Below are 23,505 nucleotides of genomic sequence, written 5' to 3'. Positions count from 1 at the left end.
GGTCATTGGGGGAACGCACCACCGAAGAAGGGGGCGGCCATGGGCTGGCACCGGGAGCTGCTGATCGGGTTCGACCTGGAGACGACAGGGACGGATCCGGCGCAGGCGCGCATCGTGACGGGCGCGGTGATCGAGGTCAGAGCGCGGCAGGTGCTCGGCCGCCGCGAGTGGCTCGCCGACCCCGGCGTCCCGATCCCCGGCGACGCGGTGGCGGTGCACGGCATCACGGACGAGCGGGCGGCGGCGGAGGGCCGCCCCGCCGCCGAGGTCGCCGACGCGATCGCGGGCGTCCTCACCTCGTACTGGCAGTCGGGCGTCCCGGTCGTTGCGTACAACGCGACGTTCGACCTCAGCCTGCTGACCGCCGAGCTGCACCGGCACGGCCTGCCGTCGCTGCGCGACCGCCTCGGCACCGAGCCCGCCCCGGTCATCGACCCGTACACGATCGACCGCTCCGTGGAGCGCTACCGCAAGGGCAAGCGGAACCTGGAGGCGGTCTGCAGGGAGTACGGGGTGGTGCTGTCCTCGGCGCACGACGCGGCGGCGGACGCGCAGGCCGCGGCCGAGCTCGCCTGTGCGATAGCCGACCGCCACCCGAAGGTCGCGGCCCTCGGCCCGGCGGAGCTGCACCGCCGCCAGATCGAGTGGTACGCGCAGTGGGCGGCGGACTTCCAGAAGTTCCTGCGCGGCAAGGGCGACCCGGCCGCGGTGGTCGACGGGACGTGGCCGCTGCGCGGTGAGTTCAGCGCTACGCGGGTGTGAGCGCCAGGGGGGTGTGAGCGCCGGGGGGAGCATCGGCCCCGCGAGGGGGCCCGCGGCTCAGAAGGGGTACCAGCGCACCGTCGCGTCCCCGTCCCGCAGCGACGCCACGCGCCTGCGGAACTCGGCGAGCGCCTTCGGGTTGCCCGGCGCGTGCTGTGCCACCCACGCACAGCTCGCCGTCTCCCGGGCGCCGCGCAGGACCGCGCAGCCGTCCCACTCGCGCACGTCCCAGCCGTACGCGCGCGTGAACGCGTCGTAGGCGTCGGGGTCCAGGCCGTACCGGTCGCGGGAGAGGGCGAGGACCACCAGGTCGTGCTCGCGCAGGTCGGCGGAGAAGGTCTCCAGGTCGACGAGGACGGGACCGTCCGGGCCGACGTGCACATTGCGGGGCAGCGCGTCGCCGTGGATCGGGCCGGGCGGCAGATGCGGGGTGAGGGCGGCCGCCGCCGCGGCGAAGCCGTCGCGGCGCTCGCGCAGATAGTCGGCGTCGGCCGGGTCGACCGCGTCGCCCGCGAGCCGCAGCCAGCGCTCGACGCCGCCGAGCAGTTCGCGCCGGGGCAGGTCGAAGGAGGGGGAGGCAAGGGTGTGCACGCGGCGCAGCAGCGGGGCCAGGTCGGCGGGTTCGGCCGGGCGCACGGCGTCGGGGAGGCGGTGCCAGAGCGTCACCGGATGGCCGTCCACCAGACGGGCCTTGGGCTCGGCGGCGCGCACGGCGGGGACACCGCTCTCCTCCAGCCAGTGCGCGATCCGCAGCTCGCGCCGGGCCCGCTCCAGGAGCTCGGGCGCGGCCCGGCCGACCTTGATCACCAGCTCGGCGTCGGCGAACACCGCGTTCTCGCCGAGCGCCAGCAGGGAAGCGTCCGCCGGCAGGGCCGCCGCGGCCAGTACCTCGCGCGCCCGCGCCTCGTCCATCTGTCGCCTCCCGCGCCACCGTGTGCCGCACGGCTCTCGCACGGCACCCGTGCGTCCGCCGCCAGGCTCGCGCACGGCCACAAGTCTCGCATTCCCACAGGCCACCGGGCCTGCGCGGACGCTTGACGTATCAAGATCACGTCAGCACGATCACGTCAGCATCATGACGGGGGCCGCCGGGGCGGCCGTTGCCGACGAACCGCCCGAAGGAGCCGATCCCGTGACATTGGCGGCCGCGACGAAGCGGCCCACACCCGGCGCGCCCGCGCGCAGACCCACCGACCACGGAGCCTGGTTCCTGGTCCTGCCCGCGCTGATCCCGATCCTCGTCCTCAGCGTGGGGCCGCTCCTCTACGGCATCGCGCTGTCGTTCACCGACTCCCAGTCGGGCCGCACGGAGCCGACGCAGTGGATCGGCCTCCTCAACTTCCAGGACCTGCTGCACGACACGCTGTTCTGGGACTCGTTCCGCATCGGCCTGCTGTGGGCGGTCGGCGTCACCGTGCCGCAGTTCCTGCTCGCGCTCGGGCTCGCGCTGCTGCTCAACCAGAATCTGCGCTTCCGCTGGCTGGCCCGGTCGCTCGCGATCATCCCGTGGGCGATGCCCGAGGTCGTCGTCGGCATCATGTGGCGGCTCGTCTACAACCCGGACGCGGGGATCCTCAACGAGACGCTGCGCGATCTGCACCTGGGCGACGGCAGGGACTGGCTGACCGGGCTCGGCACGGCGCTGCCCGCCGTGATCGTCGTCGGCGTCTGGGCCGGCATGCCGCAGACCACGGTGGCGCTCCTCGCCGGGCTCCAGAACACGCCGCGCGAGCTGCACGAGGCGGCAGAGATGGACGGCGCGGGCGCCTGGCGCCGCTTCCTGACCGTCACCTGGCCCGCCCTGAAGCCGATCGCCCTGGCCATCACGGCGCTCAACTTCATCTGGAACTTCAACTCCTTCGCCCTGGTCTACGTCCTGACCAACGGCGGTCCTGGCGGCCGCACCCGGCTGCCGATGCTCTTCGCGTACGAAGAGGCGTTCCGCTACGGCCAGTTCGGCTACGCGGCGGCGATGGGCTGCGTGATGGTGGCCGTGATCTCCGTGTGCCTCGCCGTCTACCTGGTGGGCCGCCTGAGGGGAGGCGAGGACCGATGAGCACCGGCACCCGGAGAGCGAGCAGGCCCGCGCGCGTGGGGCAGTACCTCGCGCTGCTCGGCTATCTCGTCTTCCTGGCCTTCCCGTTCCTGTGGCTGATCTCCACGGCGTTCAAGCCGCCGCGCGAGCTCGGCAGCCTGCACCCCACCTGGATCCCCGAGGACCCGACGCTCGACAACTTCCGGCAGGCGTTCGACGAGCAGCCGCTGCTGCACGCCGCCGCCAACTCCCTGATCGCGGCGGTCAGCGCGGCCGTCATCGCCGTCGTCATCGCGACGCCCATGGCCTATGTGATGGCGCGCCACCGCACGCTCCTCGCACGGGCGGCGACCGGCTGGGTGGTGGTCAGCCAGGCGTTCCCGTTCGTACTCATCATCATCCCGCTGTTCCTCGTCCTGAAGAACCTCCACCTGATCAACTCCCTTGCGGGGCTGATCATGGTGTACGTGGTGTGGTCGCTGCCGTTCGCGCTGTGGATGCTGGTCGGCTATGTGCGCGCCGTACCGACGGAGCTGGAGGAGGCGGCCGCGGTCGACGGTGCCGGGAAGGCGCGCACGCTCGTCTCGATCACGGCGCCGCTGCTCGCCCCCGGCATCGTGGCCACGGCGCTGTTCGCCTTCATCACCGCGTGGAACGAGTTCTTCTTCGCCCTCGTCCTGCTCAAGACCCCGGAGAAGCAGACCTTGCCGGTCGTCCTCACGCACTTCATCGGTGCGGAGGGCGTCGCCGACCTCGGCCCGCTCGCGGCCGCGGCGTTCCTCGCGACCCTCCCGTCCCTCGTCGTCTTCGCCCTCATCCAGAAGCGGATCACGGGCGGCATGCTGGCCGGGGCGGTGAAGAGCTGATGCGACGACGGCACACGGCACGCCTGCTGACGACCGCGGTGGCGGTCCTCTCGCTGCTGCTCGCGGGGTGCAGCTCCGGCTCCGGGAGCGACGACGGCAAGGTGACCCTCCGCTTCCAGTCCCTGGCCTGGCAGAAGGAGTCCGTCGACGCCAACAAGGAGCTCGTCAAGGAGTGGAACGCGAGCCATCCGGACGTCAAGGTCGAGTACGTCCAGGGCGACTGGAACAGCGTCCACGACCAGCTGCTCACCTCCTTCGAGGGCGGCGAGGCGCCGGACATCATACACGACGCCTCGGACGACCTCGCGGACTTCGCCTACGGCGGCTACCTCGCGGATCTGCGGACGCTGCTCCCCGATCGCCTCAAGTCCGACATCCCCGGGCGGAGTTGGGACACCACGACGTTCCCCAAGAAGGACGGCGGCGACGGTGTGTACGGCGTCCCGTTCCTCCAGGAGCCGCGCGTCCTCATCGCCAACGCGAAGTGGCTCAAGGAGTCGGGGGTGCGCATCCCGACGCCGGAGAAGCCGTGGTCCTGGGACGAGTTCCGCGAGATCACCGGGCAACTGAGCGACGGCAAGGGGAAGTACGGGGTGGCCTGGCCGCTCAAGGAGCCGGTCTCCGCGACGCTCAACCTGAGCCTCTCCACGGGCGGCCAGATGTTCCACCGGGGCGCGGACGGCAAGGTGGAGATCCGCTTCGACGCGGCGGACGAGGTGGTGCCGCGCACCATCCACGACCAGGTCAACACCGACAAGAGCGCGTCGAGCACGACCCTCGGCGTGGGCGGCTCGGACACCCTGCCCGGCTTCTTCGGCGGCAAGTACGCGATGGTGCCGCTCGGCTTCTCCTACCGCCAGCAGATCGTCCAGCAGGCCCCCAAGGGCTTCGACTGGCAGGTGCTGCCCGCCCCGGCGGGATCGGAGGGGCTCGCCCAGGGCGTCAGCCCGCAGACGCTCTCGGTCGCCGAGGACAGCGACCACAAGAAGGAGGCGGCCGAGTTCATCGACTTCTTCCTCCAGCCGGAGAACATGGTCCGCCTCGCCCGCGGCGACTGGATGCTCCCGACGGGCAAGGAGGCCCTGAAGGACCCGGCCCTGCACACCGCCAAGGACGACTGGGCGACGGGCACGGCCCTCGCGGCCGACCTCCGCTCGGCGCCCGCGCAGTCGGTGCGCGGCTACGCGGAGTGGAAGGACAAGATCGCGACGCCCGCGCTCCAGGAGTACTACAGCGGCGCGATCGGCCTGGACGAGCTGCGCAAACGCCTCGTGAAGGACGGCAACTTGGTGCTCGCGAGGTATCAGCGTTAGGCAGTGTCGAGGTCAGTGTCAGAGGCAGCTGTATCGGCGTCGGGCGGTGTCAGGGTCGGGCTCCGTTGCCCTGCCCGGCCCGGACGAGGCCCGACTCGTACGCCGCGATGACCGCCTGCGCGCGGTCGCGCACGCCCAGCTTGGCGAAGATGCCGGTGGCGTGGTTCTTCACGGTCTGGACGCCGATCTCCATCCGCAGTGCGATCTCGGCGTTGTCGAGGCCCGCGGCGATCAGACGGAGGACCTCGACCTCGCGCGGAGTGAGCTCGGAGAGGTCCGAGCCCAGCGGGTGCGCGGCGGGGGCCGGGGTCACGAACGTGGCGAGCAGGCGGGTCAGCAGGCGAGGCGCGACCACGGCCTCGCCACGGTGGACGGTGCGCAGCGCGGCCACCAGGTCCTCGGGCGAGACGTCCTTGGGCAGGAAGCCCGAGGCGCCCGCCCGCAGCGCGCCGACCACGTGTTCGTCCATGTCGAAGGTGCTCAGCGCGAGGACCCGGCACCGGGGCAGCTCGGCGGTCAGCCGCTCGGTGGCCCTGACTCCGTCGAGCACCGGCATGCGGATGTCCATCAGGACCACGTCGGGGCGCAGTTCGCGGGCCGCCGCCAGGGCCTGCTCGCCGTCGCCCACCTCGCCGAGCACTTCGATGGCGGGGTCCGAGCGCAGGATCAGCGACAGGCCCCGGCACACCAGCGGCTGGTCGTCCGCGATGAGCACGGTGATCCGCTCGGATTCGGGCTCGGGCTTCGGCTCGGTGGGAGAGGTCATCGGGTCCCGTCGTTCTCGTAGGTGTCCGCGGGCAGCGGCACGCTCGCGGCCACCTCGAACCCGCCTTCCGCACGGCTGCCGGCGTGCAGGGTGCCGTCGTGCAGGGCGATGCGTTCCCGCATGCCAAGGAGACCGTATCCGCCGCCGTCGCCCCCGCCGAGCCCGCCGGGTGCCTTGGCGGCACCGGCACCGTCATCGGTCACCTGGACGGTGATGCGGCCTTCGAGATAGGTGAGCCGCACCGTGGCGCGGGCGGGACCCGCGTGCTTGCGGGCGTTGGTCAGCGCCTCCTGGACGATGCGGTAGAGGGTGAGGCCGACCGTCATCGGCAGCGGCCGCGGCCGCCCGGTGACGTGGAGTTCGGCCGGCAGCCCCGCGGCGCTCGAATCGGCGACGAGCTGCTTGATGCCGTCCACCCCTGGCTGGGGTTCCGACGGCGTCTCGTCCGGGGTGTCGGTGCTGCGCAGGACCCCGAGGAGCTGCCGCATCTCGTGCAGTGCCGTACGTCCTGACTCCTCCAGGGTCACCAGCGCCTCGCGGGCCGTCTCGGGGTCGCGGTCCAGGGTCGACCTGGCCCCGCCGGACATCAGGTACATGGTGGTGATGTGGTGGGCCACGATGTCGTGGAGCTCCCGTGCGATGCGGCGCCGCTCCTCGGTCACCGCACGGTCGGCGAGGAGCTTCCTGTTGATGTCCAGCTGCCGCTTCCACTGCCGCACGGCCAGGCCCACGGCGACGATGACGCAGGGGGTGACCAGCACGTCGGTGATGCCCACACCCCAGAAGGGCACGTCGTTGTAGGCGTACCGCACGAGTTGCACGGGGACGGTGGCCGCGACTCCGAGCGCCACGGTGCGCCGCCCGCCGTACCTGGCCACGGTGTAGAGCGCCACCGCGACGGCGCCGCCGTAGCTGCTGGACATCGGTGTGCCCGGGTCGACGGCGAGGCCCAGGTTGGCGGCCGACTGCACGGCGAGGACCGCGCCGAGCGCCGCGGCGGGGTGATGGCGCCGGAAGAGCAGCGGGAACACGGAGACGGCGACCAGCAGGACGCCGGACACGGTGACGCGAGCGCTCGGGGCCTCGTCGCCCGGGGCGAGGTAGGCCAGTACGTCGAGCCCCACCGCGACGACGGCGACCAGCGCGTCGCCCGGAGTGGGCCGCGCCCTGTCCGTGGGCGGCACCGGAGGGAAGAAGTCGCGTCCCATCCGGGCGCCTCCAAAACGAGCGGTCGAGCAGTCGGTCGCACCATTACATCCCGGTCCGCCGGGCCGGGAATCGGCGCGGGGGCGGTTCTTTCGACCAGTACTGGAGTACTGCCCGTGGCGGAGTACCGGACCCGGGTCCCGGACGGTTCCCCTTCCGGCGGCCGACGTTCTCAAGGGCCTGTGCGTGATGACCTGTTGAGGACTTCGAAAGCAGGGAAAAGGAACCATGATCCGCAAGCTGACCTCGTTCTCCACCCGACATCGATGGATGACGGTTCTCGTCTGGCTCATCCTCGGCGCGGCGCTGAGTTTCGTGGGGCAATCGATGATGTACGACGTCACCGATTCCCAGTCGGGGAACTTCCTGCCCAAGCAGTACGACTCGGCCGTGGCGCTGCGCATCGCCGACGAGAAGTTCGGCGCGAAGCCCGACGGCAATGCCGTGACGGTGCTCGTCGCCAGGGACGACGGAGGGAAGCTCACCCCGGGCGACCAGCGGCGGATCGCCGACACCGCGGCCGGTCTGGGGCATCGGCGGATCGTCGCGCAGAAGCCGGAACCCTTGATGAAGGATCATTCCCAGATCCCGCGCGTCGCGGCGGGCGCCACGGCCCCGGACAGGAGTTTCCGGCTTCTGACGATGTCGCTCGACGGAAATCCCGAGGACCCGGGGCTTCAGGACGTCTACAAGAAATTCCGTGAGTCCGCGAAGAAGGAATTCCGCGGCGAGGACATGCGGGTCGGATTCACCGGAGGCATCGCCTCCACCGTGGACGACTTGGAGGCCGAGAAGACCACGGGGGAAGTCGTCGCCGCCCTGACGATGGGCCTCATCATCCTCCTGAACGTGCTGGTGTTCCGCAGCCTGGCGGCCGCCGTCGTGCCGCTGATAGCGGTGGCGCTGATCGGCGGAGTCGCCTCAGGAGCGGTGGTCGGCGCGGCGAAGCTCCTCGGCATCAGCCTCGACCCGTCCACCCCTTCGCTGATCGGTGTCGTGCTCCTGGGAATCGGCATCGACTACTTCCTCTTCCTGATGTTCCGGTTCCGGGAGCAGTTGCGGAACCATCCCGGGCAGGACGCCCGTACGGCCGCGGCCGAGACGACCGGGCGGGTGGGCACCGCGATCACGTCCGCGGCACTGACGATCGTGGCCGCCTTCGCGACGCTCGGCCTCGCGAGCTTCGGGCAGTTCCGGGTCCTCGGCCCCGCGATCGCGATCGCTGTGCTCGTGATGCTCCTCGCCAGCCTCACCTTCATGCCCGCTCTCCTCGCGGTGCTCGGGCGCGGCATGTTCTGGCCCGCTCGGGCCTGGAAGAAGGAGCGCACCGACGGGCTCGGCGCACGCCTGGGGCACGCGGTGAGCAGCCGGCCGCTGCGGTACGCCCTCGGCAGCCTGGTGCTGCTCGGCGCGCTCGGCGCGGGCGCGATCGGCCTGAAGATGAGCTACGACCAGCAGGGCCGGCACGAGACCGCCGCGGTCAGGACCGCCGAGCAGATCTCCCGCAGCCTGCCCGCGGGCGTGTCCGACCCGCACACCGTGTACGTGCGGAGCGCGAACGGCGGTGAGATCAAGGAGAGTTCACTCACCGGCATGACCCGCGCCCTCGCCGGGGCGGAGGGCGTCGGCGAGGTGGGCAGGCCGGTGCTCAGCAAGGACCGCACGGCCGCGCGGGTCGATCTGTTCCTGAGCGTCAAGTCCGATACGCAGAAGGCGCGCGACCTGCTCTCGGGACCCATCAGGTCGGCCGCGGCGCGCAGCGCCCCCGCGGGCAGCGAGGCGTACGTGACGGGGACGGCCGCGGTCTTCGCCGACATCTCGACGGCGGTGGAGAAGGACCTGCGCCTGGTGTTCCCGGTCGCGGCCCTGCTGATCGCGGTGATCCTCTTCCTGCTGCTGCGCTCCCTGCTCGCGCCGGTCGTGCTGATGATCGCCGTCGGACTCGGCTTCGTGGCCACCCTCGGGGCGAGCACGCTGCTCTTCCAGCACGGCCTCGACCGGCCGGGGGTCTCCTTCACGCTTCCCCTGGTCCTCTTCCTGTTCGTCGTCGCGCTCGGCACCGACTACAACATCCTGATCACCGACCGGATCAGGGAGGAGATGGCGAAGCCGGTACCGGCCCGGCGCGCGGTGGCCGAGGCGGTGCGGCACACGGCGCCCGCCATCGCCACGGCAGGCGTCGTGCTCGCCGGTTCCTTCGCGAGCCTGGCCGCGAGCCCCGCCACACAAGAGATCGGCTTCGCCACCGGTCTGGGCATCATCCTGTCGTCGCTGATCCTCTCCCTCGTACTGGTGCCCGCCCTGGCCGCGATGCTCGGGCGCGGGCTGTGGTGGCCGCGCAGGTCGGGCCGGACGCGGGGCCGCCACGACACACCGGACGGTGCGCACGCCTCCGAGCCGTACGGGGCGTTCGCGGCCGCCTCCGAGGGCCTCGTGCACCAGGGGCACCAGCAGCCGACTCGCTGACCAACGGCCAGGGCCCCGCACCTCAGGTGCGGGGCCCTCAACGTGCCGACAGGACAAGGCGGTTGTCAGACCGCGACCGACTCCTCCATCTCCTCCATCTCCTCCTCCATCTCCTCCTCCTCGGCTTCGGCCTCGGCCTGCGAAGTCGGCTCCACGGGCAGCCGCTTGTGGCTGTGGGCCGGAGCGGTGGCCGCGCTCTCCGCGACCCGGCCCCGGCGCTCCGACAGGCCCGCCACCGCCGTGAGCAGGACGCCGACGGCCAGCCACGCGACGAGCGTCCACACATGCGGGGCGAGGCCGTGGCCGCCGAAGTACACGTGGGTGCGCATGCCCTCGACGAAGCCCGCGCCGTTCCAGAAGGCGTGCAGGGAGCCGAAGAAGCCGTTCTGGAGCTCGGGGCGGAACAGGCCGCCGGACGACGTGAAGTTGAGCATCACGAAGAGCACCATCATGGCGAGCGTCGTCCAGCGCTTCAGGAACGGGTGCAGGCCGACGCCGATCAGCAGGATGCCCGCCGAGTAGAGCCACGCCATGCCCCACACGCCCCACAGCCCCTGGTGCACCAGGTGGAAGACGGGCCCGGCGAGCGCGGCGCCGATGAGGCTGACCACGAAGGAGACCCCGACGGCCAGGCCGGCGCGGGCCCGCATCCGCAGCGCGCCGCCCGCCGCGCCGAGGACCGCGACCGAGGCGTACGAGCCGATGCTCACCGCGACCAGGAGGAAGAACAGGCCCTGGCCCGTGGGGTCGTCGTCGACCGGGGGCGCCACGTTGGTGACCTTCAGCGGCACGCCCTGCTCGGCGGCGACGGGTGTGAAGAGCTTCTCGACGGCGAGCGCGCTCATGTCGGAGCCCGCGGACGCCACGATCAGCTCGGGCGCCTTCTTGTCGGGCAGGTAGGCACCGGATATCGACTGGGACTTGAGGGCGTCGACGGCGGCGGCGCGCGAGCTCACCGTGCGCACGTCGAGGGCGTCGCCCGCCTGGTCCTTGACGGTCTGCGCGAGCACCTGGGTCTGCTGGCCCGAGCCGACGACGGCGATCGGCAGCTCATGAGGCTCCGGCGTCACGAACGCCCCCATGTAGGCCAGGCCCATGCCGAGGCACATCAGCAGCGGCGTGACCAGATGGAGGAGCACGTGGCGCAGGGGACCGCGCAGCGCGTGGGCGGGTGCGGTGGATGCGGATGCGGATGAGGGTGCGGGTGCGGTGGGGGCAGGCCGCTCGGCCATGGCGGGGATCACTTCCAGATGGTTGGCTTATGCAACTCTCTTTCGATGTTGTACTGTACAACCATTGCTCGGAAGGGAGAAATCGTGGCCGAACGCGACGAGTCCATCGAGATCATCCAGCGGGAGATGACGGCGTTCGCCCGGCGGGCCCGCGCCACCGCCGCGCGGATGCACCCCGAGCTCTCGCTCGTGTCCTTCACGCTGCTCAGCCACCTCGAGTACCAGGGCGGCTGCCGGGCCACGGATCTCGCCGCGCACTACACCCTCGACAAGTCGACGATCAGCAGACAGGTCGGCGCCCTGGAGAAGGCCGGGCTGGTGGAGCGGCGGCTCGACCCGACCGACCACCGGGTGCACGTGCTGCACCTCACCGAGCGCGGCATCGAGGTCCTGGGTCAGGTCACCGCCGCGCGCCGGGTCGCCTTCCGGGAGCGGCTCGCGGACTGGGGCGGGCCGGACCTGGAGCGGTTCGCCGAGTATCTGCTCCGCTACAACCGGGCGGCGGGGGAGTCGGCGGACGAGATCGAGTGATCGAGTAAGGGTAGGGGGCGGCGGGGGTGCACGGCCGGGAGATTGGTTGCACGAGACGTATCGTCTCGCTTAGTGTGGCGGCATGACCAGCCGCCCGCGCGCCCATGTCGCCATGTTCTCCATCGCCGCCCACGGCCATGTGAACCCCAGCCTCGAAGTGATCCGTGAGCTCGTCGCGCGGGGCCACCGCGTCACGTACGCGATCCCGCACCTCTTCGAGGAGAAGGTCGCCGAGACCGGGGCCGAGCCCGTCCTCTACACCACCACCCTGCCGGGCCCGGACGACGACCCCGAGGCGTGGGGCACCGAACTGATCGACAACATCGAGCCGTTCCTCGCCGACGCCGTGGGCGCCCTGCCGCAGCTGGCGAAGGCGTACGAGGGCGACGAGCCCGACCTCGTCCTGTACGACATCACCTCCTACCCGGCCCGGGTGCTCGCCCGCCGCTGGGGCGTCCCCGAGATCTCCCTCTCGCCCAACCTCGTGGCCTGGGAGGGGTACGAGGAGGAGGTCGCCGAGCCGATGTACGCGGAGCTCAAGGAGAGCGAGCGCGGCAAGGCGTACTACGAGCGCTTCACCGGCTGGCTGACGGAGAACGGGGTCGACCAGCATCCCGACCCGTTCGTGGGGCGGCCGCCGCGCTCCCTCGTGCTGATCCCCAAGGCGCTCCAGCCGCACGCCGACCGGGTCGACGAGAGCGTGCACACCTTCGTCGGCGCCTGCCAGGGCGACCGGGCGGCGCAGGGCGACTGGGAGCGGCCCGCCGGGGCGGAGAAGGTGCTGCTGGTCTCGCTCGGCTCGTCCTTCACCAAGCAGCCCGACTTCTACCGGGCGTGCATCCGGGCCTTCGGGGAGCTGCCCGGGTGGCACGTGGTGCTCCAGGTCGGCAAGCACGTCACGGCGGACGAGCTCGGGGAGGTCCCCGCGAACGTCGAAGTGCGCCAGTGGGTACCGCAGTTGGCGGTCCTGAAGAAGGCCGACGCCTTCATCACGCACGCCGGGGCGGGCGGCAGCCAGGAAGGGCTCGCCACCGCGACGCCGATGGTGGCGGTGCCGCAGGCCGTGGACCAGTTCGGCAACGCCGACATGCTGCAGGGGCTCGGTGTCGCCCGCCATCTGCCGATGGAGGAGGCCACGGCGGAGGGTCTGCGGGAGGCGGTGCTCGCACTCGTCGACGACCCGGAGGTCGCGCGGAGGCTCGCGGAGATCCAGCGGGACATGGCGGCGGAGGGCGGCACGCGGCGGGCCGCCGATCTGATCGAGGCGGAGCTCGCGAAGCGACAGTGAGTGGGGGGGGGAGGGGCCTCCGGGGGTGGTTGTGGTGCTCCCGGAGGTGATTGCGTGGTGATTGGATAACGGACCGGTCGCTCCATAACGCTCAGGTAACGCAGGAGCATCCTGGAAACGCCATTGACTCTTCTGCCCCGTTGGACCCTTATCCCCGCTCAAAGGTTGCACGCCCGGCTTCTTGTTCCTTGCGCGAACTGCTTCTTAGCGTGAGGTGAACTCGAGTCGAACGCCAGGAAGTTGACCCCCCATGCGTGCAGCAGCCATGCGACAGGACATACCGCCCCTCGATGAGGTGCGCCGCATCACCCAGAAGAAGCGGGACGCGTGGTGGACCGTGCTGCTCGTCGACCCGGTCGCCACGCCGCTCGTGCGGCTGACCGCGATGCGGACGAGGATCACTCCGAACCAGATCACCTGGGGTGCGTTCCTGCTCGGGCTCGGCTCCGCGGCCTGCTTCGCGTTCGGCGACTGGAAGTGGCTGGTCCTCGGCGCCGTCATCTATCACTTGAGCTTCATCCTCGACTGCATGGACGGCAAGGTCGCCCGGCTCACCGGCACCGGTTCGGTGTTCGGCGCCTGGCTGGACTTCGTCTTCGACCGGATCCGCGTGATGGTGTGCGGCGTCGCGCTGATGGGCGGCCAGTACGAGCGCACCGGCGACACCCTCTACATCTGGCTCGCGCTCGCCGTGGTCGGGCTCGACACGCTGCGCTACATCAACTCGCTGGAGATCTTCAAGATCCGGCACTCCATGCGGAAGCAGATCAAGGCCCGCATGAAGGCGGCCCGCCGCGCCCAGAACGAGGCGGAGCTCGCCTTCATGGAGGACCTGCTGCGGGACAACCCCGAGGCCGATGTGGAGCAGGACCTCCAGAAGGCGCAGGACCAGGCGCAGGCGCAGGTCGACGCCGAGGCGCAGGCTCAGGGCCAGGGGGAGCCCGAGGCCGCCGGTCCGGTGCCCGGCGAGGGTGCCGCGGAGGGCACGACCGGCAAGCCCAAGGCCCAGGTCATCGACCTGCACCAGGAGTTCCGGCGCAAGTTCCCCGCGTACCTGCGGGCCCGCTCCTTCCTGCTGCGCCACCGCATCCGCGCCCACCTGGTGAGCGGCATCGAGTTCCAGATGGGCGTCTTCATCATCGGCCCGCTCTTCGACGTGGTGCTGCCCGCGACGATCGTGTCCGGTGCGCTGCTCCTCGTCTTCGAACTCGCCATCGTCTACAAGCTGTTGCTGTCGACGCGGGACTTCACGCGGACCATCGACTCCTTCGAGGAGGAGAAGGCGGCGGCCGAGGCGGAGGCGGAGAAGGTCGTCACCGCTGCCTAGTACGCGGCGGCGGGGCCAGGTCGTACGGCCGCGGGTACGGGCCCGGACGGAAGGGCCCGTAGCGCGCGGCCGTCGTCGGGTCCGCGCGCCGCGCCTCGGCGTTGAGGGCCGCGGGGGACGTGTCGCCCCAGCGGCCCGTCGTGATCCGCCGCTCGGTGACGTGGACGGCGGCGAGCTCCTCGGCGGGGCTGAAGGTGCAGTGGCCCGCGTTCCCCACGTACGCCTGGCGGAGCAGGCCGCCGCGTCCGGCCCTGGTGACCGCGGACCGGTAGGCGCTCTCGGCGCGGACCGGGACGAGGGCGTCGCCCGTGGTGTGGATGTCCAGTTGGGGCTTGGTGAGGCGGCCGGTGAAGGCGACGTTCCGCTTCATGTAGGAGACGGCGCGCCGGTCGGCCTGGAGGCGCGGCGCCGAGGCGAGGGCGTTCAGGTCGGCCTCCAGGGAGTGGCCCGCCGCCTTGTAAAGGGCCTTGACCTCCTCGTACTGGGAGGAGCGGGCGAGGATCGCCGCGTAGTCCACGCCGGTGTTCCAGGACATGGAGCCGCCGGCCCGCGCCTCGGCCTCCTGGCGCCAGGAGAACGCGGGTGCCTGTACCAGGCCCGTCAACGCCGCGTACTGGTTTGCCTGCCTGGCCGCGTGGTCGCCGGGGGCCGGGCGCGGCTGCTTCGGGTCGTTCCAGCCGGGGACGGCGTGCAGGGCGGCGGCGAGGGCGATGCGGGCGCGGCCCGTGGGGGTCGACTGGGCCCCGGTGAGCACCGCGCTCATCTTCCGCGCGTTCGCCGTGGCCTGCGACGGGTCCGAGAACCGCGTGAGCCGGATGCCGGAGTGCGGTGCCAGGAGCGTGCGCAGGGCGAAGACCGGGTCGAGCGTGGAGTTCCAGTTGGCGACGCCGCCGTGGACCAGGCCGCACATCGAGAGGGAGCCGTCGACGCGGTCCGCGTGCCGCTCGGCGAGCGCCGTGGTGACCAGGCCGCCGTACGACTGGCCCCAGGCGAGGGTGCGCCGGGCCGCGCCCACCCTGGCGGTGAAGGCGTCCAGGGCGCCGAGCTGGTCGGGCACCGCCTGCTCGACGGCCCAGCCGGTGGTGGCGTACGAGGAGCCGACCAGCGCGTACCCCTCCTTCAGGAGCAGCTTCCTGGCGGCGTCGTCGGGGGCGTTCTGCGCCGGGTTCGGGGAGCCCGCGGGCCGGTAGCCGTGGCTGAACAGGAGCACCGTGCCGTTCCAGTGCTCCGGGGCGTCGATGGTGTACGCGGCGCCGGAGGGCAGGGTGCCCTCGAAGTGGCCGACAGCGGTGCCCCCGAGGGCAGTTGGGCTTGCCCCGGCGGTCACCGACGCGAGGGTGGCGAGGACGGCGAGGGCCGCCACGGTGCCTCTGACGCGCTGGATGCGGGAGGATGTCGGAGATGTCTGGAGTGCCGGGGAAGTCTGGAGTGCCGGGGAAGCCGTGCGCATCAGGGGTGCGCTCCTTCCGTGGGGCGGACGTCGGTGGGGGTGTCGCCGAGCGTGGTGCCGCTCGTCTCCCGCAGCCGCCAGACGGTGAGCGCCGTGACGGCGGCCCCGGTGGTGAGCAGGAGGGCGACGGGGGTGCTCGAGTCGTACGTGGCGAGCAGCGAGCCGGCGATGAGCGGGGAGAACCCGGCGCCGAGCAGCGTCGCCGTCTGGTAGCCGAGCGAGGCACCGGTGTAGCGGACGCGGGTGCCGAACATCTCGGTGAGCAGGGCGCCCAGCGGCCCGTACATCGTGGACTGGGCGATGCCGTGCCCGAGCACGCAGGCCAGGACGAGGAGGCCCGGGCGGCCGGAGTCGGCGAGGGCGAAGACCGGGAAGGCGGTCGCCGCCGAGAGCAGCGCGCCCGTGAGGACCACGGGGCGGCGTCCGACCCGATCGGAGAGCGCGCTGGCGAGCGGCATCACGAGCAGCGCCGTGCAGGAGGCCACGGTGACGCCGGTCAGGACCTGCGGCCGCGCGTACCCGGAGTCGACGGCGTACGAGATCATGAAGGTGGTCATCAGGGACTGGGCCGCGAACGGGCCGATGCCGACGCAGGCGGCGAGCAGCACGGTGCGCGGCGTGCGCAGCACGTCGAGCAGGGGGAGGCGCGGGGCGTCCCGTCGGCGGTTCTTCTCGGCCGTGAACAGGGGGCTCTCGTCCACCTTCAGGCGGATGTAGAGCCCGGCGGCCAGCAGCACCAGGCTGAGGAGGAAGGGGACGCGCCATCCCCACGCCCGGAACTGCTCGTCGGGCAGCGTCGACACGAGAGTGACGACGGACGTCGACAGGACCGTCCCGAGCGGCGCGCCCAGCTGCGTGAAGCTGGTCCACAGGCCGCGCGGCCGGTCGCCCGCGTGCTCGGCGACCATCAGGGTCGCGCCGCCCCACTCGCCGCCGATCGCGACGCCCTGCACCACGCGCAGCAGGACGAGCAGGACGGGCGCCCAGACGCCGATGGCGTCGTACGTCGGGAGCAGGCCGATGAGGAAGCTGCCCGTGCCCATCAGGACCATGGTCAGGAGCATCATCGACTTGCGGCCGAGCCGGTCGCCGAAGTGTCCGAAGAGGATGCCGCCGAGGGGCCGGGCGGCATAGCCCGCGGCGAAGGTGCCGAAGGCCGCGACGGTGCCGACGGCGGGGTCGGCCTCGGGGAAGAACAGGTCGCCGAAGACGAGGGCGGCGACCGTTCCGTACACCAGGAAGTCGTAGAACTCCACCGCGGTGCCGAGCAGGCCGGAGAGGGCGACTCTGCGCAACTGCCGGGTGCCGTGCGCGGATTGGGCGACGGGCATGGCGGGCTCCTGAGGGCGGCTGGTGGGTGGGGGCTACTGGTAGAAGCGGGAGAGGCTGCGCAGCACGCAGGCGGGTTTGGCGGCGCCCTCGATCTCGACGGTGCCGTCCACGGCGATCTGCACGCCGCCCGGCACCTCGTCGACGGCGGCCAGGCGGCCGACCAGCCGGATGCGCGAGCCGGCCGGCACCGGGGCGGGGAAACGCACCTTGTCCAGGCCGTAGTTGACCTTCGTGGTGACGCCCCGGACGTCGAGGAGTTCGGTGAACAGGGGGATGAAGAGGGAGAGCGTGAGGTAGCCGTGCGCGATGGGGGCGCCGAAGGGGCCGGACGCCGCGCGCTCGGGGTCGGTGTGGATCCACTGGTGGTCGCCGGTGGCGTCGGCGAAGGTGTCGATCCGCTCCTGGGTGACCTCGGTCCAGGCGCTCGCGCCGAGGTCGGTGCCGGCCAGCTTCTTGAGCGCGTCGAGGCCGTCGACGGTGGTGGTGTGGGTCGCGGGGGTGCTCATCTCACGTACTCCTAGAGGTGGTTGGGGTTGCCGTAGCGGTGGCGCAGCGCGGGCTTGAGGAGCTTTCCGGAGGCGGTGCGCGGCAGCTCGGCGGCGATCGCCACGGACTTCGGGATCTTGTACTTGGCGAGGCGGCCCGTGAGCGAGGCGAGCAGCTCCGCCGGGTCGGGGGCCGTGCCCGCGCGCGGGACGATCACGGCGCGCGGCACCTCGCCCCACTTCGCGTCGGGCACGCCGATGACGGCGCACTCCACGACGTCGGGGTGGGCGAGCAGGGCGCTCTCGACCTCGGCCGGGTAGATGTTCTCGCCGCCGGAGATGATCATGTCCTTGAGGCGGTCGGCGATGGTGACGCAGCCGTCGGCGTCCCGGTGCGCGGCGTCGCCCGTGCGCAGCCAGCCGTCGGCGAACGCGGCCGCGCTCTCCTGCGGCAGTCCCCAGTAGCCGGGCATGACATGGGGCCCGCGCACCAGGATCTCGCCCACCTCGCCGGTGTCCGTCTCGGTGAGGTCGGGGCGCACCACCCGCACGTCGGTGAAGAAGTGCGGGACCCCGGCCGAGCCCGCCTTGTCGACGGCGTGCGCGGCGTCGAGGTAGAGCACGCCGGGCGCGGCCTCGGTCATGCCGTAGCCCTGCTGGAAGGCGAGGCCGCGCTCCGCGTACGTGGTGATGAGCGGCCGGGGGACGGGGGCGCCGCCGCACATCAGGACGGTCAGGGTGCTCAAGTCGGTGCGGGGCCACAGGGGTTGACGGGCCATCTGCTCGTACATCGTGGGGACGCCGAACATCGCGGTGACGCGGTGGCGTTCGACGAGGGCGAGGGCCGCGGCCGGGTCGAAGGACTCGACGAGGACGCAGGTGCCGCCCTTGAGGAGGATCGGCAGGGTCAGCATGTTCAGGCCCGCCGTGTGGAAGAGGGGGGCCGTCACGAGGGCGGTGGCGGTGGAGGTGAGGTCGGCGTCGACGAGGACGTTGACGGCGTTCCAGGTGAGGTTGGCGTGGGTGAGCATGGCGCCCTTGGGGCGGCCCGTGGTGCCCGAGGTGTACATGATGAGGGCGATGTCGTCGCCGGTGACGGGTTCGTCGAGCGGCTCCGGGCTCGCGGAGGCCAGCAACTCCTCGTATTCCGTGCCGACTTGCACGGTGCGGCGGAGCGTGGGCACGAGGCCGCGCAGCTCGCCTGCGGCCTCCCCGTGTGCGGGGGCGTGGACGAGAGTGCCCGCGCCGGAGTCGGTGAGCTGGTGGGCGAGTTCGGGGACGGCCAGACGGGTGTTGAGCGGGACGAAGACCGCGCCGAGGGTGCCCGCCGCGAAGAACGTCTCCAGGAAGGCGGGGTGGTTGGGGCCGAGGTGGGCGATCCGGTCGCCGTGCCGCACACCCGACTCCCGCAGGGCGCGGGCCAGTTGGACGGTGCGGGCGTGGAGTTCGGCGTACGAGGTGGTGGTGCCCTCGTGGTGGAGGGCGGGGTGGTGGGGGGTCCTGCGGGCCCGGCGTGCGGGCCAGGAGCCGGTTCCCTCGTTGCGCATGGGATGCCCCTTTCAGGCGAGCCCGAGGAGCCGGGCGGCGTTCTCCTTGAGGATCTTGGGGCGGACCTCGTCCTTGATCTGCAGCTTCTCGAAGTCGGCCAGCCAGCGGTCGGGCGTGAGGACCGGGTAGTCGGAGCCGAAGAGGACCTTGTCCTTGAGTAGCGTGTTGGCGTACTGGACGAGCTGCGGCGGGAAGTACTTGGGCGACCAGCCGGAGAGGTCGATGTGCACGCCCGGCTTGTGCGTGGCGACGGCGAGGGCCTCGTCCTGCCAGGGGAAGGACGGGTGCGCGAGGATGATCTTCAGGTGCGGGAAGTCGGCGGCGACGTCGTCGACGTGCAGGGGGTTGGAGTACTTCAGGCGGATGCCGCCGCCCCCGGGCACACCCGCGCCGATGCCGGTCTGGCCGGTGTGGAAGAGGGCGATGGCGCCGGTCTCCTCGATCACCTCGTACAACGCGTAGGCCACGGAGCGGTCGTTGGGGAAGAAGCCCTGGATGCTCGGGTGGAACTTGAAGCCCCGCACCCCGTACTCCTCGACCAGGCGCCGGGCCCGCCGCACCCCCGCCCGGCCCCGGAACGGGTCGATGGAGGCGAACGGGATGAGCACGTCCGGGTGGGCGGCGGCGGCCTCGGCGACCTCCTCGTTCGGGACGGGCTCGGTGCCGGTGGCCGACTCGGCGTCCACGGTGAAGACGACGGCGGCCATCTTCCGCTCGCGGTAGTACGCGGCGATCTCGGGCAGCGTGGGCTTGCGGTCGCGGCCCTCGACCTTGAAGTACGAGCTGGAGGCGGCGTCGAGTTCCGCGGAGAGGGAGGCGGCGCCCCGGGACGAGACCTCGGCGTGGGTGTGGACGTCGATGGCGGCCAGCCTGCTCACGTCCATGGCGGCGGCGCTCACGCGGCCGGGACCTTCGGCGCGGGGATGCCGACCGACTGGGGCGCGCTGCCCACGCTGGAGTGCCACGCCTCGGCGATCGTCTCGGGGCACCAACCCCCGTCCGCGTAGGCCGTGTTGACCTCCTGGGGGTGCGACCAGAGGGTGAGCCGGTCGCCGCCGATGCCGACGCACTGGCCGGTGATGTCGCGGGCGGCCGCCGAGGCGAGGAAGGGCACGAGGGCCGCGCAGTCCTCCGGGGTGCCGAAGCCCTCGCCCTTGCGCAGGAAGGACGGCAGCGGCGCGCCGTTCTTCAGGGCCTCGATGTACGGGGCGAAGGCGGGGATCGTCTCGGTCATCGCGGTCGCGGCGACCGGCACGATCGCGTTGACCGTGATGTGCGCGCGGGCCAGCTCCATGGACCACGTACGGGCCATGGCGGCGATCCCGGCCTTGGCCGCCGCGTAGTTGGTCTGTCCGAAGTTGCCGCGCTGGCCCGCGGGCGAGCCCACCAGGATCAGGCTGCCGCCCTCGCCCTGCTCGCGCATGCGGACGGCGGCGGCGCGGGCGCAGGTGAAGGTGCCCTTGAGGTGGGTGGTGACGACGGCGTCGAAGTCGTCGTCGGTCATCTTCCACAGGACCTTGTCGCGCAGGATGCCCGCGTTGGTGACCAGCGCGTCGAGCCGCCCGAAGGCGTCCACCGCGCGCGCCACGAGGCGGTCGGCGGCCTCGGCCGTGCCGACCGGGACCACCTCGGCGACGGCCGTGCCGCCCGCCTCGGTGATGGAGGTGGCGGCGGCTTCGGCGGCGTCCTCGTCGACGTCGTTGACGACGACCGAGGCGCCGTGCGCGGCGAGCGCGTGGGCGTAGGCGAGGCCGAGGCCCCGGCCGGAGCCGGTGACGACGGCGGCTTTTCCGGTGAGGTCGAGCATGGGTTTCCCTTCGACGGGCGGCACAACGGGCCGCGGCATCCCCGGAGTTCACGGCGGCGGCGTGGTCACGCCCCGTGCCGGGTCGATCTGCGAAAGGAAGCTAAGGCAGATTATTGTTGACGTCAATGATTGTCGTCGTAATGGATGTTGAGGCATCCTGGGACCATGACGTCACGCCACATCCCTGAACCGGTCGACGCCGACGAGCCGTGGATGCGTGCGCTGCACGCCGACACCGGCTACCTCCTCTACCGGCTCGGCCTGCGCTCCGGGCAGCTCTTCAACGCCGCGCTCCAGGAGTCCGGCCTGCGCCTGCGCCACTACGCGCTGCTGCGCTACCTCGCCACCGTCGAGGGCGCCCCGCAGCGGGAGTTGAGCACCGTGCTCGGCTACGACCCGAGCGCGATCGTCGGGCTCGTGGACGACCTGGAGAAGCTCGCCTTCGTGGAGCGCCGCCCGGCCCCCACCGACCGGCGCGCCCGCGTCGTCGTCCTCACCGACAAGGGGCGGGCGTATCTGCGCGACAGCGACGAGGCCAGCCATCGGGTGACCGATGAGCTGACCTCGTCGCTGTCGTCCGAGGAGCGCGAGACCTTGCACACCCTTCTGTTGCGGGTGGCGCGCCCTTAGGGGACCGGGACCCGCGGGGGCGCGGGGGCCTCGGGGGCCTCGGGGGCCGACTCGTCGTGCGTCAGGTCCGGCAACCTCCGCATCCAGCGCGGCAGATACCAGTTCCGCTCGCCGAGCAGCGCCATCACGGCGGGCAGCAGCACCCCACGGATCACCGTCGCGTCGATGAGGACCGCCGCCGCGAGGCCCACGCCCATCTGCTTCATGGACTGCATGGACAGCGTCCCGAAGATGGCGAAGACCGCGACCATGATGACGGCGGCGCTCGTCACCACGCCCGCCGTGGTGACGACGCCGTGCGTGATCGCGTCCTTCGTCGTACGGCCCTGCAGGCGCGCCTCCCGGATCCGGGACACCACGAACACGTGGTAGTCCATGGAGAGCCCGAAGAGGATCACGAAGAGGAACAGCGGCAGCCACGCGATGATCGCGCCCACGCCCTCCGCGCCGACCAGCGAGGCGCCCCAGCCGTGCTGGAAGACGATGACCAGGATCCCGTAGGCGGCGCCCACCGAGAGCAGGTTGAGCACGATCGAGGTGAGGGCGATGGTCAGCGAGCGGAACGAGAGCAGCATCAGCAGGAAGGCGAACGCGACGACGAAGGCGAAGACCGGCGGCACCGCCGAGCTCAGCTGGTCGTTGAAGTCCTTCGACCCGGCGACCTGCCCGGTCACGGGCGCCTCTGCCCCGTCGACCTTGCCGAGCGTCGCCGGACGCACCTCGTCCCGCAGGAGATCGAGGCTCTTCTCCGCCTTGCCCTGGTCGGAGCCGCCGACCAGGGGCACCGAGAGGGTCGCGACGTTCTGCGCCCTGTGCACGGTCACGTCGACCGGGCCGCGGGTCGCGCCCGAACTCACCGCCTGGGCGCGGAAGTCGGCGATCGCCCGCTTCATCTCGGGGGAGTCGATGTCCTTCGCCTTGACGACGACCTCGGCCGGTTCCGTGCCGCCCGGGAACGCCTCGTTGACCCGGTCGTACGTCGCCACGATCGGCAGCGAGTCACCGAACTCCTGGTCCAGGGTGAGCTGTTGGGTCTTCATGCCGAGCGCGGGCAGAGCGATCGCCGCGAGGACGCCCGCCGCCACGGCCACGGAGACGGCGGGGCGCTTGAGGACGCCGCCGACGACCGCCCGCCACAGCCTGCTCTCGCTCGGGGCGCCCTGCGCGCGCCGCCGCAGGAACGGGAGTCGGCCCTTCTCCACCCGCTCGCCGAGCAGCGAGAGCAGCGCGGGCAGCACGGTCACCGAGCCGACCATGGCCACCGCGACCACCATCAGCGAGGCCAGGCCCATCGCCACGAAGTCGGTGATGCCGGTGAAGAGCATGCCCGCCATGGCCACGCACACCGTGACGCCGGAGACGACCACGGCGCGGCCGCTGGTGGCCGCCGCGATGCGCAGCGCGGCCTGCGGGTCGCGGCCCTTGGCGCGCTCCTCGCGTTCGCGGCGCAGATAGAAGAGGCAGTAGTCGACGCCGACGGCCAGACCCACGAGCAGCATCACGGAGTTGGCGGTCTCGCTCATCGGCTGGAGGTGGCTGACCACGCCCATCAGGCCCATCGTCGCCATGATCGCGGTGACCGCGAGGGCCACCGGGAGCAGCGCCGCGACGAGCGCCCCGAACGCGATCAGCAGGATGCCGAACGCGACGGGCACGGCCGAGTACTCGGCCCGCTGGAAGTCGCTGCCGAAGGCGTCGTCGAACGTCTTCTGCATGGAGGCGCCGCCGATCTCCTCGATCCGCAGTCCGTCGTGCCTCTTCTCCACCCCGTCCACGGCCTTGAGGACCGGCTCGACCCGGTCGCCCGCCGTGTCGGCGTCGCCGCGCACGTCGAAGCGGACGAGGGCGCTGCGGCCGTCCTTGGAGACGCTGCCGCTCTTGTAGGGCGAGGTCACGGAGGCGACCTTGCCGGTGGCGTCCACTGCTTCCATCACGTCGGTGACGGCCGCCCGGAACTCCGGTGCCTTCGCGGTGAGTCGACCCTTGGCCTGAATCAGCACGGTCTCGCCCGCGGGCTCCTTGAGTCCCGCGTCGTCGACGATCCGGGACGCCTGGCTCGTCTCCCCCTTGAGCCCGCCGTCGTCGTCCGCGTCGACCCGGCCCGCGGCCGAGCCGAGCCCCATCGCCAGGACGACGAACAGCACCCAGATTCCCACGGCCGCCCAGCGGTGCCGGGCGCTCCAGCCCCCGGCCCGCGCGGCGAACCCCCGTACCCGTGTGTCCCGCGTATCGCGGTGTGCCTTGCCCATGACATTCCCCATGGCCCTGAAGCTAGGGCGGGGGCGGGGTGGTCCTCGTCGTGCTGTCCGGTGAACCGGGGTGGCGTGATCTCATCCCTGGAGGCGGCCGCGACCCTGAGGTGAGGGGTTCAAGCCCCCTACACCTAAAGCGAGTTGGGATGATCATCCAAGGGGCTCCGGAGGAGGGGCGGCGAGGAATGTCCCATGTGGCAAACGAGACC

At 71.7% G+C, this 23,505-nt stretch carries 20 protein-coding genes; 9 read left to right on the top strand and 11 right to left on the bottom strand.

Annotation, left to right across the window (positions count from 1 at the left end; all coding sequences use genetic code 11):
* Positions 1–39: 39 nt before the first annotated feature.
* Positions 40–762 carry a 3'-5' exonuclease gene (locus ACQB60_RS25115; RefSeq protein WP_496928374.1) on the top strand — a complete coding sequence of 241 codons (723 nt, stop codon included), beginning with the start codon at positions 40–42 and terminating at the stop codon, positions 760–762.
* Between the two features lie 57 nt (positions 763–819).
* Here the strand turns inward: ACQB60_RS25115 and ACQB60_RS25110 are convergent, their stop codons facing one another.
* The gene (locus ACQB60_RS25110) at positions 820–1,674 is read right to left on the bottom strand and encodes a phosphotransferase enzyme family protein (RefSeq protein ID WP_496928373.1); all 855 of its coding nucleotides are present in this window, start codon (positions 1,672–1,674) and stop codon (positions 820–822) included.
* A 220-nt stretch (positions 1,675–1,894) separates the two neighbouring features.
* Here ACQB60_RS25110 and ACQB60_RS25105 point away from each other — a divergent pair, with 220 nt between their 5' ends.
* Genes ACQB60_RS25105 through ACQB60_RS25095 form a run of 3 tightly spaced genes read left to right on the top strand, consistent with a single transcriptional unit; the run spans position 1,895 to position 4,976 of the window.
* Positions 1,895–2,818, top strand: a complete 924-nt coding sequence (locus ACQB60_RS25105; protein ID WP_496928372.1) for a carbohydrate ABC transporter permease — start codon at positions 1,895–1,897, stop codon at positions 2,816–2,818.
* A complete protein-coding gene (locus ACQB60_RS25100; protein WP_496928371.1) occupies positions 2,815–3,663 on the top strand; it encodes a carbohydrate ABC transporter permease in 849 nt (282 codons plus the stop codon). Before ACQB60_RS25105 ends, ACQB60_RS25100 begins: the two co-directional genes overlap by 4 nt.
* Entirely contained in the window at positions 3,663–4,976 is a 1,314-nt protein-coding gene (locus ACQB60_RS25095; protein ID WP_496928370.1) for an ABC transporter substrate-binding protein, read from the top strand. The genes ACQB60_RS25100 and ACQB60_RS25095 overlap by 1 nt, the downstream gene beginning before the upstream one ends.
* A 49-nt stretch (positions 4,977–5,025) precedes the next feature.
* On the opposite strand, the gene ACQB60_RS25090 is transcribed toward ACQB60_RS25095, so the two are convergent.
* Positions 5,026–5,742, bottom strand: a complete 717-nt coding sequence (locus ACQB60_RS25090) for a response regulator (protein WP_496928369.1) — start codon at positions 5,740–5,742, stop codon at positions 5,026–5,028.
* On the bottom strand, positions 5,739–6,950 hold the full coding sequence (locus ACQB60_RS25085) for a sensor histidine kinase (protein ID WP_496928368.1): 1,212 nt from the start codon (positions 6,948–6,950) through the stop codon (positions 5,739–5,741). Before ACQB60_RS25085 ends, ACQB60_RS25090 begins: the two co-directional genes overlap by 4 nt.
* 226 nt (positions 6,951–7,176) lie before the next feature.
* Here ACQB60_RS25085 and ACQB60_RS25080 point away from each other — a divergent pair, with 226 nt between their 5' ends.
* Entirely contained in the window at positions 7,177–9,414 is a 2,238-nt protein-coding gene (locus ACQB60_RS25080; protein WP_496928367.1) for an MMPL family transporter, read from the top strand.
* Between the two features lie 65 nt (positions 9,415–9,479).
* Here the strand turns inward: ACQB60_RS25080 and ACQB60_RS25075 are convergent, their stop codons facing one another.
* The gene (locus tag ACQB60_RS25075) at positions 9,480–10,646 is read right to left on the bottom strand and encodes an ABC-2 transporter permease (RefSeq protein ID WP_496928502.1); all 1,167 of its coding nucleotides are present in this window, start codon (positions 10,644–10,646) and stop codon (positions 9,480–9,482) included.
* A gap of 84 nt (positions 10,647–10,730) precedes the next feature.
* Between ACQB60_RS25075 and ACQB60_RS25070 the strand changes: the two genes are divergently transcribed.
* The 3 genes from ACQB60_RS25070 (at position 10,731) to ACQB60_RS25060 (ending at position 13,792) form a co-directional block, all read left to right on the top strand.
* Positions 10,731–11,177: a MarR family winged helix-turn-helix transcriptional regulator gene (locus tag ACQB60_RS25070; RefSeq protein ID WP_496928366.1), complete on the top strand. Its 447-nt coding sequence runs from the start codon at positions 10,731–10,733 to the stop codon at positions 11,175–11,177.
* An 82-nt stretch (positions 11,178–11,259) separates the two neighbouring features.
* Positions 11,260–12,465 carry a macrolide-inactivating glycosyltransferase gene (gene mgt / locus ACQB60_RS25065; protein WP_496928365.1) on the top strand — a complete coding sequence of 402 codons (1,206 nt, stop codon included), beginning with the start codon at positions 11,260–11,262 and terminating at the stop codon, positions 12,463–12,465.
* A gap of 265 nt (positions 12,466–12,730) precedes the next feature.
* On the top strand, positions 12,731–13,792 hold the full coding sequence (locus ACQB60_RS25060) for a CDP-alcohol phosphatidyltransferase family protein (protein ID WP_496928501.1): 1,062 nt from the start codon (positions 12,731–12,733) through the stop codon (positions 13,790–13,792).
* On the opposite strand, the gene ACQB60_RS25055 is transcribed toward ACQB60_RS25060, so the two are convergent.
* From ACQB60_RS25055 to ACQB60_RS25030, 6 genes are read right to left on the bottom strand one after another with little or no spacing between them, the layout of a single operon-like run.
* Complete coding sequence (locus ACQB60_RS25055) at positions 13,779–15,242, bottom strand: alpha/beta hydrolase family protein (protein ID WP_496928364.1); 1,464 nt, start codon at positions 15,240–15,242, stop codon at positions 13,779–13,781. The genes ACQB60_RS25060 and ACQB60_RS25055 overlap by 14 nt on opposite strands.
* Complete coding sequence (locus ACQB60_RS25050) at positions 15,242–16,573, bottom strand: MFS transporter (RefSeq protein ID WP_496928363.1); 1,332 nt, start codon at positions 16,571–16,573, stop codon at positions 15,242–15,244. Before ACQB60_RS25050 ends, ACQB60_RS25055 begins: the two co-directional genes overlap by 1 nt.
* Positions 16,574–16,606: 33 nt before the next feature.
* Positions 16,607–17,080 (bottom strand): MaoC family dehydratase, encoded by a 474-nt coding sequence (locus ACQB60_RS25045; protein WP_496928362.1) that lies wholly within the window; start codon positions 17,078–17,080, stop codon positions 16,607–16,609.
* 11 nt (positions 17,081–17,091) lie between these two features.
* Complete coding sequence (locus tag ACQB60_RS25040; protein ID WP_496928361.1) at positions 17,092–18,606, bottom strand: acyl-CoA synthetase; 1,515 nt, start codon at positions 18,604–18,606, stop codon at positions 17,092–17,094.
* Positions 18,607–18,618: 12 nt separating this feature from the next.
* Positions 18,619–19,491 (bottom strand): amidohydrolase family protein, encoded by an 873-nt coding sequence (locus ACQB60_RS25035; RefSeq protein ID WP_496928500.1) that lies wholly within the window; start codon positions 19,489–19,491, stop codon positions 18,619–18,621.
* Positions 19,492–19,502: 11 nt separating this feature from the next.
* Entirely contained in the window at positions 19,503–20,414 is a 912-nt protein-coding gene (locus ACQB60_RS25030; RefSeq protein WP_496928360.1) for an SDR family NAD(P)-dependent oxidoreductase, read from the bottom strand.
* 165 nt (positions 20,415–20,579) lie between these two features.
* Here ACQB60_RS25030 and ACQB60_RS25025 point away from each other — a divergent pair, with 165 nt between their 5' ends.
* A complete protein-coding gene (locus tag ACQB60_RS25025) occupies positions 20,580–21,044 on the top strand; it encodes a MarR family winged helix-turn-helix transcriptional regulator (protein WP_496928359.1) in 465 nt (154 codons plus the stop codon).
* Here ACQB60_RS25025 and ACQB60_RS25020 read toward each other — a convergent pair.
* The gene (locus ACQB60_RS25020) at positions 21,041–23,305 is read right to left on the bottom strand and encodes an MMPL family transporter (RefSeq protein ID WP_496928358.1); all 2,265 of its coding nucleotides are present in this window, start codon (positions 23,303–23,305) and stop codon (positions 21,041–21,043) included. The genes ACQB60_RS25025 and ACQB60_RS25020 overlap by 4 nt on opposite strands.
* Between the last annotated feature and the right edge of the window lie 200 nt (positions 23,306–23,505).

It is taken from the genome of Streptomyces odontotermitis, assembly GCF_050510915.1.
Lineage (GTDB): Bacteria > Actinomycetota > Actinomycetes > Streptomycetales > Streptomycetaceae > Streptomyces.
This window is presented reverse-complemented; position numbering and strand designations above follow the sequence as displayed.